The 13,410-nt window shown below is 72.0% G+C and carries 11 protein-coding genes; 7 read left to right on the forward strand and 4 right to left on the reverse strand.

The window, feature by feature from the left end; all coding sequences use genetic code 11:
* Window positions 1–90 precede the first annotated feature (90 nt).
* Window positions 91–831, reverse strand: coding sequence for an exonuclease domain-containing protein (locus ACRWNP_RS09315; protein ID WP_431960563.1), 741 nt, complete (start codon window positions 829–831; stop codon window positions 91–93).
* A 172-nt stretch (window positions 832–1,003) separates the two neighbouring features.
* On the opposite strand from ACRWNP_RS09315, the gene ACRWNP_RS09320 reads away from it, so the two are divergent.
* The 3 genes from ACRWNP_RS09320 (at window position 1,004) to thrS (ending at window position 4,871) form a co-directional block, all read left to right on the forward strand.
* Window positions 1,004–1,570, forward strand: a complete 567-nt coding sequence (locus ACRWNP_RS09320) for a DUF4365 domain-containing protein (protein WP_431960564.1) — start codon at window positions 1,004–1,006, stop codon at window positions 1,568–1,570.
* Complete coding sequence (locus ACRWNP_RS09325; protein ID WP_431960565.1) at window positions 1,570–2,757, forward strand: hypothetical protein; 1,188 nt, start codon at window positions 1,570–1,572, stop codon at window positions 2,755–2,757. The genes ACRWNP_RS09320 and ACRWNP_RS09325 overlap by 1 nt, the downstream gene beginning before the upstream one ends.
* A gap of 131 nt (window positions 2,758–2,888) precedes the next feature.
* On the forward strand, window positions 2,889–4,871 hold the full coding sequence (gene thrS, locus ACRWNP_RS09330; RefSeq protein WP_431960566.1) for a threonine--tRNA ligase: 1,983 nt from the start codon (window positions 2,889–2,891) through the stop codon (window positions 4,869–4,871).
* Between the two features lie 31 nt (window positions 4,872–4,902).
* Here the strand turns inward: thrS and ACRWNP_RS09335 are convergent, their stop codons facing one another.
* Window positions 4,903–5,580, reverse strand: coding sequence for a potassium channel family protein (locus tag ACRWNP_RS09335; protein ID WP_431960567.1), 678 nt, complete (start codon window positions 5,578–5,580; stop codon window positions 4,903–4,905).
* A gap of 66 nt (window positions 5,581–5,646) precedes the next feature.
* Between ACRWNP_RS09335 and ACRWNP_RS09340 the strand changes: the two genes are divergently transcribed.
* The gene (locus ACRWNP_RS09340; protein ID WP_431960568.1) at window positions 5,647–6,207 is read left to right on the forward strand and encodes an HIT family protein; all 561 of its coding nucleotides are present in this window, start codon (window positions 5,647–5,649) and stop codon (window positions 6,205–6,207) included.
* A 58-nt stretch (window positions 6,208–6,265) separates the two neighbouring features.
* Here the strand turns inward: ACRWNP_RS09340 and ACRWNP_RS09345 are convergent, their stop codons facing one another.
* A complete protein-coding gene (locus tag ACRWNP_RS09345; protein WP_431960570.1) occupies window positions 6,266–7,909 on the reverse strand; it encodes a hypothetical protein in 1,644 nt (547 codons plus the stop codon).
* Between the two features lie 179 nt (window positions 7,910–8,088).
* Entirely contained in the window at window positions 8,089–10,293 is a 2,205-nt protein-coding gene (locus ACRWNP_RS09350) for an elongation factor G-like protein EF-G2 (protein ID WP_431960571.1), read from the reverse strand.
* A gap of 185 nt (window positions 10,294–10,478) precedes the next feature.
* On the opposite strand from ACRWNP_RS09350, the gene pgsA reads away from it, so the two are divergent.
* From pgsA to ACRWNP_RS09365, 3 genes are read left to right on the forward strand one after another with little or no spacing between them, the layout of a single operon-like run.
* Complete coding sequence (gene pgsA, locus ACRWNP_RS09355) at window positions 10,479–11,201, forward strand: phosphatidylinositol phosphate synthase (RefSeq protein WP_431960572.1); 723 nt, start codon at window positions 10,479–10,481, stop codon at window positions 11,199–11,201.
* Window positions 11,198–12,217, forward strand: coding sequence for a phosphatidylinositol mannoside acyltransferase (locus ACRWNP_RS09360; protein ID WP_431960573.1), 1,020 nt, complete (start codon window positions 11,198–11,200; stop codon window positions 12,215–12,217). The genes pgsA and ACRWNP_RS09360 overlap by 4 nt, the downstream gene beginning before the upstream one ends.
* Entirely contained in the window at window positions 12,214–13,374 is a 1,161-nt protein-coding gene (locus ACRWNP_RS09365) for a glycosyltransferase family 4 protein (protein WP_431960574.1), read from the forward strand. The genes ACRWNP_RS09360 and ACRWNP_RS09365 overlap by 4 nt, the downstream gene beginning before the upstream one ends.
* Window positions 13,375–13,410: the final 36 nt, after the last annotated feature.

Raw genomic sequence — 13,410 nt, forward strand, 5'->3', positions numbered from 1 at the left:
CCCCAGCTCCGCTGGGAGGTGCCGCGCCAGGTGCCGCGGGGTGGGGGCACCCCCGGGCGAAGGCCGGGGGAGGGACTTCGACGACAGGGCCTAGGCCGCCGGCTCCTCGGGTGTCCGAGCGGGCGACGGCCGCAGCGGCCATGCCGGGTCGACCTGCTCGTCCGTGCCGCTGCGGGCGAACCAGGCCTGCAGCCCGCGGGCCTGGCCGGCGTGCCAGACCGCCTGCCGGGCGTGCAGTTCGGCGGGCGGCACGCCGCCGATGCGCGTGGAGAAGCGGTGTCCCAGCACTCGTACGAGTGTGAGCGCGGCGAGGGCGTCCGCCGCGGCGTCGTGAGCGTCGGTCAGCACCACGCCGTAGTGCGCGCACAGGTCGGTGAGGGTGCGGCGGCCCTTGCGGTAGCGGTCGAGGTGCTTGTCCAGGACCCGGGGGTCGAGGACGCGCAGCGCGCCGCGGACCAGGTAGGCGTCGAGCGGCATGCCGCGGTGGCGTTTCAACTCCCGGTCGAGCAGCGTCAGGTCGAAGGGCGCGTTCATCACCACCAGCGGCACGCCGGCCGCGGCCTGCTCGGCCAGCGCGCGTGCCAGTTCCTCCATCACCGGGCCGGGGCGGCGTCCGTTCGCCCGGAGGTGGTCGTCGTCCAGCCCGTGTACCGCGCGGGCCCCTTCGGGCACCGGGACCCCCGGGTCCACCAGCCAGCGGGTCGTCCTGGCCGGTATGCCGGGGGCGTCCTCGACCACCAACGCGGCCGAGACGACCCGGTCGTGCTCCACGTCGACCCCCGTGGTCTCCGTGTCGAAGGCGGCCAGCGGGCCGTCGTACCAGTGCGGCATGGCGCACCTCCCGTGCGGATCGCAGGATTTGGGCGGCCGGAGGGGCGCCCTTACGGTACGTACCCGTGACCGCACGTCACCGAACCGCAACGGTTTGCGACTTGTCGCTGGTGGGGATGAAGATGGCAACGGGGGTCACCAGGATTCCCGCGCCCGGAAGGCACGGAGAGCGATGGCGCTCGAGCAGCCCGGCCCGGGTGGGCTGCTGTCCGAACGGAACGCACCGTTGCGCGGCGGACTCGCCACCACCAGCTGCATGGAAACCCTCCAAGTGGGATATCTGCACGCGGTGGCGGCGGCCGCCGGCTGTTCGCTCGCCCAGCCCTTCCCGGACAACGGCATCGACTGGCACATAAGCCACAGTTCGCACGGCCACAGCGTGGACGACGAAGTGACCATCAAGGTGCAGCTCAAGTGCACCTACCAGGTCGCCCCGCGGCCCGCTGGCCCGACCTTCGCCTTCACGCTCGAGAACGAGCACCTGGTGAAGCTGGCCCGGAACCCGGTCTCGGTACACAAGATCCTCGTGGTGATGCTCGTGCCCCGCACCCAGGAGGAGTGGCTGCGCGCCAGCCACGACCGGCTGGAGCTGCGGCACTGCTGCTACTGGACGAACCTCGCCGGTCACGCGGTGACCGGCAGGCGCAAGACCACCGTGCGGATACCCACCGCGCGGATATTCGACGACCGGGCCCTGTGCGAGATCATGACGCGGGTCGGGGCGGGAGGGAGGCCCTGATGAGCCCGACGGCCGACGACGCACTCGTCCCGCCCGACCCCGAGCGGGTCGACCCCGGCGTCCTCGTCGCCCTCCTCGCCCGCCACGGCTGGCGGCTGCGCGGCGGCGCCCCCGGACGCTACACACGCTGGACGCCCCCCGGCGAGCCGGCGTCCGCCGCCCGGACCAGCCTCCTGGTGCCCGATCGGCGTACCGCGGGCGCCCGCTACGCCGACCACGCCGAACTGCTGGGCGAGGCCCTCGACGCCCTCGCCCGCTGCGGCGAGCCGTCGGCGCGCGAGGTGCTGACCGCGCTTGCCGTCCCCGGCGACGAGATCCGCTGGCACCGCGAGCCGCCGCCGGCCGCCGGTGCGGCCGTGCCGTGGACGGCCGCGGAGCAGTTGCGCGCCGCCGCCCGCGCCATGCTCATGTCCGCAGCCCGTGCCGAACGCGACCGCTTCGGCTACTTCGGCGCGCGCCACACCGGGCACGCCGACGCCTTCCTGGAACAGGTGCTGGTCGGGGACGCGCCGGGGCACCAGCTCACGGCGTACGCGCCGGTGCCCGAGGGCCGCCGCATCGTGACCACGCTGCTGCGTGCCCTGCAGGCCGCCCGGGACGCCGTGGACTACCAGCGGACCACCGGCGGCATGGAGGCCTTCGACGCGGCCGTGGGCCTCGGCGTCTGCCACGAACTGGCCGACTCCCTGATCCGGATGGTGCGCGGCACCGAGGGCGTGGCGGTCACCCTGGCCTGGGCACCGGCGGCCGGGCCACCGGCGGGGTTCGCGACCGTGCCGGAGCCGGTCGAGTTCTCCCCTGGCGACCTCCCCGCGCTGGAGGCCGCCAGTGATCGTTACGTGCGCGGGGAACCCTCCGTCGACGTGCGGATCACCGGCACCGTCACCCGGCTGCGCCGGCCGCGTCCCTCCGGGGGCGGCACCGTCCGGCTGCGTGTGCTGGCCGGTGCCGACGTACGCCACGTACGCGTCCGCCTGCCGGAGGATGGGTACCGCATCGCGGCCCAGGCGCACCTGGTCGGGCTGCCCGTCCGGCTCTCCGGGCGGCTGGAACGGCGTACCGGCTTCCGTCACCTCACCCACGCGTCCGTGCTGACCCCCGTGCACGTCGACGAGGCCGACCGCGACCGGCTGATGAAAGCCCTGCACGGCGGCGTCGACACCTTCGAGGACTCCTTCGGCGGCTGACCGGGGTGCCCGCCGGGCGGCGGCCGCGCCGCCGGGGCCATCGCTTCGCGGGGCACCCGTGCGGCTCGGTAGGATTCAGCGGTGCAGCATTCCGCTGCCGGACCCAGTGGGACATACGTCAGGAGAGACCGGTGTCAGACGTCCGTGTGATCATCAAACGCGATTCCGAGGAGCAGGAAGAGCGGCTGGTCACCACGGGCACGACGGCGGCCGAGCTCTTCGACGGCGACCGCACCGTCGTCGCCGCGCGCGTGGGGGGCCAGCTCAAGGACCTCACCCACGAGGTCGCCGACGGCGACGAGGTCGAGCCCGTCGGGATCGCCAGCGAGGACGGCCTCAACATCCTGCGCCACTCCACCGCGCACGTGATGGCCCAGGCCGTGCAGGAGCTCTTCCCGGAGGCCAAGCTCGGCATCGGCCCGCCGATCAAGGACGGCTTCTACTACGACTTCGACGTCGACAAGCCCTTCCACCCCGACGACCTCAAGCGCATCGAGAAGAAGATGCAGGAGATCGTCAAGCGCGGTCAGCGCTTCTCCCGCCGTGCCGTCAGCGACGACGAGGCCCGCGAGGAACTCGCCGACGAGCCCTACAAGCTGGAGCTGATCGGCCTCAAGGGCTCCGCCGCCGAGGCCGCCGAGGGCGCCTCCGCGGAGGTCGGCGCCGGCGAACTGACCATCTACGACAACCTGGACGCCAAGACCGGCGAGCTGTGCTGGAAGGACCTCTGCCGCGGTCCCCACCTGCCCTCCACCCGGATCATCCCCGCGTTCAAGCTGATGCGCTCGGCCGCCGCCTACTGGCGCGGCAGCGAGAAGAACAAGCAGCTGCAGCGGATCTACGGCACCGCCTGGCCGTCCAGGGACGAGCTCAAGGCGTACCTGGACTTCCTCGTCGAGGCCGAGAAGCGCGACCACCGCAAGCTCGGCCAGGAACTCGACCTGTTCTCCATCCCGGAGCAGATCGGCTCGGGCCTGGCGGTCTTCCACCCCAAGGGCGGCATCATCCGCCGGGTCATGGAGGACTACTCGCGCCGCCGGCACGAGGAGGAGGGCTACGAGTTCGTCTATACCCCGCACGCCACCAAGGGGAAGCTCTTCGAGACCTCGGGCCACCTGGACTGGTACGCCGACGGCATGTACCCGCCCATGCAGCTCGACGAGGGCGTGGACTACTACCTCAAGCCCATGAACTGCCCGATGCACAATCTGGTCTTCGACGCGCGCGGTCGCTCGTACCGTGAACTGCCGCTGCGCCTGTTCGAGTTCGGCACCGTGTACCGGTACGAGAAGTCGGGTGTCGTGCACGGCCTCACCCGTGCCCGCGGCTTCACCCAGGACGACGCGCACATCTACTGCACCAGGGAGCAGATGGCGGACGAGCTCGACAAGACGCTCACCTTCGTCCTCAACCTGCTGCGCGACTACGGCCTGACCGACTTCTACCTGGAGCTGTCCACCAAGGACCCGGAGAAGTTCGTCGGCTCCGACGAGATCTGGGAGGAGGCCACCGAGACGCTGCGGCAGGTGGCCGAGAAGCAGGGCCTCCCGCTCGTCCCCGACCCGGGCGGCGCCGCCTTCTACGGTCCCAAGATCTCCGTCCAGGCCAAGGACGCCATCGGCCGCACGTGGCAGATGTCGACCGTGCAGCTCGACTTCAACCTGCCGGAGCGCTTCGACCTGGAGTACACGGCGGCCGACGGCTCCAAGCAGCGCCCGGTCATGATCCACCGCGCGCTCTTCGGCTCCATCGAGCGCTTCTTCGCGGTGCTGCTGGAGCACTACGCGGGTGCCTTCCCGGTCTGGCTGGCGCCGGTCCAGGCGGTCGGCATCCCGATCGGCGACGCGCACGTGCCCTACCTGCAGGAGTTCGCCGCCGAGGCGAAGAAGAAGGGCCTGCGGGTCGAGGTGGACGCCTCGGCGGACCGCATGCAGAAGAAGATCCGCAACGCCCAGCGGAGCAAGGTGCCGTTCATGGTCATCGTCGGCGACGAGGACATGGCGGCGGGCTCGGTCTCCTTCCGCTACCGGGACGGCTCGCAGAAGAACGGCATCCCGCGCGACGAGGCGATCGCCGAGATCGCCAAGGCCGTCGAGGACCGCGTCCAGGTCTGACCGCCGGTTCGCACGACCGGGGCCCCGGAGGCTATTCGCCCTCCGGGGGCCCCGGTACGTCCGACCGCTCCCCGGGCCGGCGGAAGCTCTTGACCAGCCAGGACGAGAACGACCCGACGACCGCGCCGATCAGGACCACGCCCAGGAACATCACGCCGACGGCGATCACCCGCCCGCGCACCGTGACGGGGACGAGGTCGCCGTACCCGGTCGTGGTGATCGTGGAGCAGAGCCACCACACCGACTGGCCGTAGGTCCGGATCTCCGCGCCGGGGGTGTACCGCTCGTACGCGTAGACCTGCAGGCTCGCCGCGAAGCCGAGCAGGAGGGCGCTGAGCCCCGCATAGGACATGACCCGGGCTTCCAGGGAGAGCCGCGGCTGCTGGTGGCGGTTCAGCATCTGCCCGTAGAGCTGCAGCATGCGCAGCGGACGCAGCAGCGGCAGGATCACCACCACGAGGTCGAGCCAACGCCGGCGGACGTACGTCCAGCGGTGCGGTGCGACGGCCACCCGAACCAGGTAGTCCAGTACGAAGAACCCCCAGGTCACGACGGTGATCAGCAGCAGTAGGTCCGACCAGTCGGGCGGCAGGTCCGGGACGAGCACGCGCACCGCGTACGTGACGAGGAACACCAGGGACCCGATGGACAGCGGCACGCTGCCCCAACGCTCCCACTCCCGCAGCCGCCGCTCGTCATCCATGGACATGGGGCCAGCATCGTGCCACGTGGCCGGGAGCGCCCCCGGCGACACGCAGGCCCGGGACGACGCCATATGCTGCAAGACATGACGAGTGAGCCGGAACTGCAGAACGGAGTGGGGACGCAGGACGCGTTCCAGCGCCTGTGGACGCCGCACCGCATGGCGTACATCCAGGGCGAGAACAAGCCGACCGGCCCCGGGGCCGGGGACGGCTGCCCCTTCTGCGCGATTCCGGAGATGAGTGACGAGGACGGGCTGGTCATCGCGCGCGGCGACGCCGTGTACGCGGTCCTCAACCTCTACCCGTACAACGGCGGCCACCTCATGGTGGTCCCCTACCGCCACGTCGCGGACTACACCGACCTCGACGGGCCGGAGACCACCGAGCTGGCCGAGTTCACCAAGCGCGCCATGGTCGCGCTGCGCTCGGCCTCCGGCGCCCACGGCTTCAACATCGGCATGAACCAGGGCACCGTGGCGGGCGCGGGGATCGCCGCGCACCTGCACCAGCACGTGGTGCCGCGCTGGGGTGGCGACACCAACTTCATGCCGGTGGTCGGCCACACCAAGGTGCTGCCGCAGCTCCTCGCCGACACCCGCAAGATGCTCGCCGACGCCTGGCCGGCCGGCTGACCCGGCCCGTCCCGCCGCCGGGCCGGGGCGGCACGGCGGCCGTCCGGCCCGGGGCCCGTCAGTAGACGTCGGCCTCGCTGGGCGACGCGTCCTGCACCGAGGTGCTCAGGAACAGCGAGCGTGCGGTGAACTTGGTGGTGTCCACGCCGTTCTCCTCCATGACGGCGATCGCCGCGGAGTGCACCGCGCGCAGCACCGGGGTGGCCGCGCGCAGCGCGTCGTCGGCCATGAAGCGGTGCTTCCAGGGCGGCGACGCCCAGGTGTGGCGCAGCCCGAAGGGCTCGGGCAGAACGATCTTGCCGCCGAGGTAGTCCAGCAGCTGCGGGAAGCGGGTGAACGGGGCCCGCGCGGCCAGCCGGACGACCTCGGCGCTCTCCACGAGCGGCAGCTGCACCTTCTTCGTCTCCCAGAACTTGACGGGGTGACTCGTCTCCTTCTCCTTGGCCTCCGGCGCCGTGGTGAACAGGGAGTGCACCGGCCCCAGGGCGTGCCCGGTCACCTCGACCCGCAGGGTGCTGGCCAGCACCGTCACGGTGACCATCAGGGTCATCACCAGCTGGCCGTCCCACAGCACGAACTGCACGCCCAGGTAGTGCCGGTTGCCCTTGCCGAACTGCTGCTCGTTGCAGATCCGCTGGATCTCGAAGTCGCGGACGGTGTACCCGTCGACGTCCGAGCCGGCCGGCCGGGCGATCTTCTTGGCGTCCTCGCCCACGGGGGCGACGACCCAGTGCTGTATCAGGGGCTTGGTGAAGCCGCCGGTGTGCAGCGGGCCGCGCTGCAGGTCGCGCAGCCGGCCGTGGATCGCCTTGATCACGTCCCAGCTGCGGAACGGGTGGATCTCGGCGAGGCCCTCGCGGGGCGTCAGCTCCTCGGCCATCTGCCAGATGCCCCAGCGGGTGCCCATACCGAGTATGCCCTTGGGGCCGGCGTAGAAGACCACGTTGCTCTGCTGCTCGGCGGAGAGCTTGGCCAGGCTCTGGCGCAGCTTCTCGGCCCGGGTCTCGTTGGGGTTGCGCGGCACGGCCTCGGGGATCTTGGCGCCGACGCCGCTGCCGGAGACCAGCCCCGCCCAGCGTTCGCGCAGGTCCTTGGCCGTCTGCTCACAGATCCGCTTCGCCCAGAACCAGCCGAGGACCGGGGCCGCCATCATCACCCGCAGGTACTGCGACCAGAAGCCGGCGAGCGGCGGGTCGAGGACGAACAGGACGGCGAAGAAGCCGACCACGACCAGGACCACCGAGCCGAGCAGCCCGGCCCTGGAGCCCTCGGACTTCGCCACGACGGCGCGCAGTTGGAAGGCGCCCAGCCAGATCAGCATCCCGGGCAGGAAGAGCAGGCCGAACACGACCATGACGGCCGTCAGCTTGTTGTCCCTTTCCTGGCGGATCCGGTTGGCGGCCAGGCAGTGCTCGACGACGGTCTGCGGCTCCGCGCCGAAGGACTGCACCAGTTCGTTGCGGGCGGCGCCCAGCATCCGGTTCTGCACGGCGCGGGCGAAGGCCTCGCCCAGGTTCGCCTGGAGCAGCCTGACCCGCGCTTCCTTGACCGAGGACTTGCCCTCGTCGGCCTTCGACAGGGCCTCCAGGGGGCTGTCCCGGTAGGCGGCCGACGCGAGCGCCTGGGTGGCCGCGGTCTGCCCGTCGACACCGCTCAGCGGTATCTGCGCGCCCGGGCTCAGGAAGTCGAAACCGTCGGTCACTGCCGCCCCCTTCTGGTCCCCGCCCGCGCGGAAGTGAACCCGCCCGGCCCTTTCCCCGGCCGCGGCACCGGCACACCTGCGACGCCGCCCACCCAGCGTATACGGGGCGTGTGACGTGCGTCATCGGCCCGGCGGAAGAAGATCGTTCCGCCGGGCCGCCAACCTCCCCCACCTGGGGGTTACTTGCCGGACTCCTGGGCGTGCTGCTCCCTCAGTTTCTGCGCCAGCTGGGGCGGCATCGGCTCGTGCCGGGCGTAGCTGCGGCCGTACCGGCCGGTGCCGTGCGACAGCGACCTGAGGTCGACCGCGTAGCGCCCGATCTCGATCTCCGGTACCTCGGCCCGCACCAATGTGCGTCCCAGGCCGACCGGTTCGGTGCCCAGCACCCGTCCGCGGCGCCCGGACAGGTCGCTCATGACCGGACCGACGTACTCGTCCGGCACCATCACCCGGATCTCGCTGACGGGTTCCAGCAGGTGGATGCGGCACTGGGTGGCCGCCTCGCGCAGGGCGAGCGCGCCCGCCGTCTGGAAGGCGGCGTCGGAGGAGTCCACCGAGTGCGCCTTGCCGTCGACCAGGGTGATGCGGATGTCCTCGACCGGGAAGCCGAGGGCCACGCCCTTGGCGGCCTGGGCGCGGACGCCCTTCTCCACCGAGGGGATGAACTGCCGCGGTACCGCGCCGCCGACGACCTTGTCGACGAACTCGATGCCGGAGCCGACCGGCAGCGGTTCCACCTCGATGTCGCAGATGGCGTACTGGCCGTGCCCGCCGGACTGCTTGACGTGCCGTCCGCGCGCCGCCGACTTCTCGCCGAAGGTCTCGCGCAGCGCCACCTTGTGCGGCACCGCGTCGACCTGCACGCCGTAGCGCGTGCGCAGCCGCTCCAGTGCCACGTCCATGTGGGCCTCGCCCAGGCACCACAGCACGACCTGCCGCGTGTCGGGGTTCTGCTCCAGCCGCATCGTGGGGTCCTCGGCGACGAGCCGGGACAGGCCGACGGACAGCTTGTCCTCGTCGGCCTTGCTGTGCGCCTGGATGGCGACCGGCAGCAGGGGGTCCGGCATCAGCCAGGGCTCCATGAGCAGCGGGTCGTCCTTGGCGGAGAGGGTGTCCCCGGTCTCCGCGCGGGTCAGTTTGGCGACGCAGGCCAGGTCGCCCGCGACACAGTGCGGCACCGTCCGCTGCTGCTTGCCGAACGGCGAGGACAGGGCGCCGACGCGCTCGTCGACGTCGTGGTCCTCGTGGCCGCGGTCCTCCAGACCGTGTCCGGAGACGTGGACCGTCTCGTCGGGGCGCAACGTGCCCGAGAAGACCCGCACGAGGCTGATCCGCCCCACGTACGGGTCGGAGGAGGTCTTCACGACCTCGGCGGCCAGCGGCCCGTCCGGATCGCAGCTGAGCTGCGCGTGCGCGGTGCCCTGAGGCGTGGTGACCCGCGGCACCTCGCGTTCCAGCGGCGTCGGGAAGCCACCGGTGATCAACTCCAGCAGCTCCACGGTGCCGATGCCCTGTCTGCAGCCCTCAGCGGCCGGCGCAGCGGCCAGCACGGGGTGGAAGGAGCCGCGTGCCACGGCCCGCTCCAGGTCCTGGATCAGCGTCTTGAGGTCGAGCTCCTCGCCGCCGAGGTAGCGGTCCATGAGGGTCTCGTCCTCGCTCTCGGCGATGATCCCCTCGATGAGCCGGGCGCGCGCCTCGTCCATCTCCGGCAGTTGCCCGTCGTCCGGTGCGCGCTCCTCGCGCTTGCCGGAGGAGTAGTCGTAGACCCGCTGCGACAGCAGACCGATGAGCCCGGTCACGGGTGTGTGGCCGTCCGCGGCCTCCTCGCCGTGCAGCGGGAGGTACAGCGGCAGCACCGCGTCGGGGGAGTCGCCCCCGAAGGCCTCGCGGCAGGTCTGCGTCATCTCGTCGAAGTCCGCCCGTGCCGCCTCCAGGTGCGTGACGACGACCGCGCGCGGCATGCCGACCGCCGCGCACTCCTCCCAGACCATCCGGGTGGCGCCGTCGACGCCGTCGGCCGCCGAGACGACGAAGAGGGCCGCGTCCGCTGCCCGCAGACCGGCCCTGAGTTCCCCCACGAAGTCGGCGTACCCGGGGGTGTCCAGCAGATTGATCTTGATCCCGTCCCACTCCACCGGTACGAGCGAGAGCTGTACCGAGCGCTGCTGACGGTGCTCGATCTCGTCGTGGTCGGAGACGGTCCCGCCGTCGGCCACGTGCCCGGCGCGGTTCACCGCCCCTGTCGCCAGCGCGAGCGCCTCGACCAGTGTCGTCTTCCCGGAGCCACTGTGGCCGACCAGCACCACGTTGCGTACGTCCTCGGGCCGGCCGGCCGCCAATGCCCTTCCGGCGGCTCCCGGACCTGCATCTCTCCTGTCGCCCATGTGCCTCGCCTCCCGGTCCGTCACGGCATGGGGACTGGCGCCACGGGAGACCACCCGCCCAGGGCGGTCTGCAATGACGCCCGCGGTAATTCGACCTTCCCACGCGCGTCACGGTGCGTCCATACGTCGTACGGGTCGCGGTAGGACGGGAGCCAGGCAGCTGCGGTGGAACGCGCCTGGCTACGATGGGCCAGCCGGGCGGCCGACGGGGCCGCGCCGGGGCACCCACGAACCCCTCCGGGAAGGCCATGCTGAACAAGTACGCGCGTGCTTTCTTCACGCGTGTCCTCACACCGTTCGCCGCGTTTCTGCTGCGCCGGGGCGTCAGCCCGGACACGGTCACGCTGATCGGCACCGGAGGAGTGGTCGCGGGAGCGCTGGTCTTCTACCCCAGGGGCGAGTTCTTCTGGGGCACGGTCGTCATCACCCTGTTCGTCTTCTCCGACCTGGTGGACGGCAACATGGCCCGGCAGGCGGGCGTCTCCAGCCGCTGGGGCGCCTTCCTGGACTCCACGCTGGACCGGGTCGCCGACGCGGCCATCTTCGGCGGGCTGGCCCTGTGGTACGCCGGGGGCGGGAACGACCTCGTGCTGTGCGCGGTGACGATCTTCTGCCTCGCCAGCGGCCAGGTGGTCTCGTACACCAAGGCGCGCGGTGAGAGCATCGGACTGCCGGTGGCGGTGAACGGCCTGGTCGAACGAGCCGAGCGACTGGTGATCTCACTGGTGGCCTGCGGTTTCGCCGGACTCCACAAGTTCGGCGTCCCCGGCATCCAGTGGCTGCTGCCGATCGCCCTGTGGATCGTGGCCGTCGGCAGCCTGGTGACGCTGGTGCAGCGGGTGATCACCGTGCGCCGCGAGGCCTTCGAGGCCGACGCGGCGGCGCACGAGGGGAGCGGGCGGGCGTGAAGGACGCGCTGACCGACGCGCTGTACGGACTGGGCTGGGGCGCGGTCAAACGGCTGCCGGAACCCGCCGCGGCGCGGCTCGGCCGGTCCATCGCCGACCTCGCCTGGAGCCGACGTGGCAAGGGCGTGCAGCGCCTGGAGTCCAACCTGGCCAGGGTCGTGCCCGGCGCCGACGAGGCGCGGCTGCGCGAGCTGTCGAAGGCCGGTATGCGCTCGTACCTGCGCTACTGGATGGAGTCCTTCCGGCTGCCGGCCTGGAGCGAGGACCGCATCCGCGGCGCGTTCGACCCCAAGGACCTGCACCACCTGGAGGAAGGCCTGGCCAGTGGCCGCGGGGTCGTCCTCGCCCTGCCGCACATGGCCAACTGGGACCTCGCGGGCGCCTGGGTCACCACCAGGCTCGGGGTGCCCTTCGCCACCGTCGCCGAGCGGCTCAAGCCCGAGACGCTGTACGACCGGTTCGTCGCCTACCGCGAGGGCCTGGGCATGGAGGTGCTGCCGCACACCGGCGGCGCCGCCTTCGGCGCGCTGGCCCGGCGGCTGCGCGGCGGCGGCCTGGTGTGCCTGGTCGCCGACCGCGACCTGTCCTCCTCCGGCGTCGAGGTGGACTTCTTCGGCGAGGCCACCCGCATGCCCGCGGGGCCGGCCCTCCTCGCCCAGCAGACCGGGGCGCTGCTGCTGCCGGTCACCCTCTGGTACGACGACTCGCCCAACCTCCAGGGCCAGGTGCACGCCCCGGTCGACGTGCCGCAGGACGGCACGCGGGCGGAGCGGACCGCCGTCATGACGCAGCGCCTGGCGGACGTCTTCGCCGCCGGCATCGCCGAGCACCCCGAGGACTGGCACATGCTGCAGCGGCTGTGGCTCGCCGACCTCGAACCGCGGGCGGACGCGTCGGGCGGGCAACCCGGTGGGCGGGCCACGGCGTCCTCCCCGGTGTCCGGGCCCTCCCCGGCGTCCGGGCCCTCCCCGGCGTCCGGGGACCCCACTGACCGCTCCGGAACGGAGAAGCCTTGAGGATCGGGATCGTCAGCCCGTACTCGTGGGACGTCCCCGGCGGCGTCCAGTTCCACATCCGTGACCTCGCCGAGCACCTGATCGCGCTCGGCCACGAGGTCTCCGTCCTGGCGCCGGCCGACGACGACACCCCGCTGCCGCCCTACGTCGTCTCCTCCGGCCGTGCCGTGCCCGTGCCGTACAACGGCTCGGTCGCGCGACTCAACTTCGGCTTCCTGTCGGCCGCGCGAGTGCGCCGCTGGCTCCACGAGGGCGCCTTCGACGTCATCCACGTCCACGAGCCGTCCTCGCCCTCCCTCGGCCTGCTGACCTGCTGGGCCGCGCAGGGGCCGATCGTGGCCACCTTCCACACCTCCAACCCGCGCTCCCGGGCGATGATCGCCGCCTACCCGATCCTGCAGGCCGCACTGGAGAAGATCAGCGCCCGCATCGCGGTCAGCGAGTACGCGCGGCGCACCCTGGTCGAGCACCTGGGCGGCGACGCCGTGGTCATCCCCAACGGCGTCGACGTGGGCTTCTTCGCCGGCGCCGAGCCCAAGACGGAGTGGCAGGGGCAGACCATCGGCTTCATCGGGCGGATCGACGAGCCCCGCAAGGGCCTGCCCGTGCTGATGAAGGCCCTGCCGGGGATCCTCGCCGAGCGGCCGGACACCCGGCTGCTGGTCGCCGGGCGCGGCGACGAGGCCGAGGCGGTGGAGGACCTGCCCAAGGAGATGCGCGACCGGGTCGAGTTCCTCGGCATGATCAGCGACGAGGACAAGGCGCGCCTGCTGCGCAGCGTCGACCTGTACGTGGCGCCCAACACCGGCGGCGAGAGCTTCGGGATCATTCTCGTGGAGGCCATGTCGGCCGGGGCGCCGGTGCTCGCCAGCGACCTGGACGCCTTCCGTCAGGTGCTCGACGGGGGCGCGGCCGGCGAGCTCTTCCCCAACGAGGACCCGGACGCCCTGGCGGGCACCGCGGTGCGGCTGCTCGGCGACCCCGAGCGTCGCGCGCAGCTGCGTGAGCTGGGCTCGCGGCATGTCCGGCGTTTCGACTGGTCGGTCGTCGCCGCCGACATCCTCGCGGTGTACGAGACGGTCGCCGCCGGGGCGGCGTCGGTCGCCGCCGACGAGCGGGTGGGGCTGCGGGCCCGCTTCGGCTTCGCCCGCGACTGAGGCGCACGACCGGCGCCCGGCGGCCCGTCGCCCCGA

Origin of the sequence: Actinacidiphila sp. bgisy160, assembly GCF_965342435.1 — a bacterium.
Lineage (GTDB): Bacteria > Actinomycetota > Actinomycetes > Streptomycetales > Streptomycetaceae > Actinacidiphila.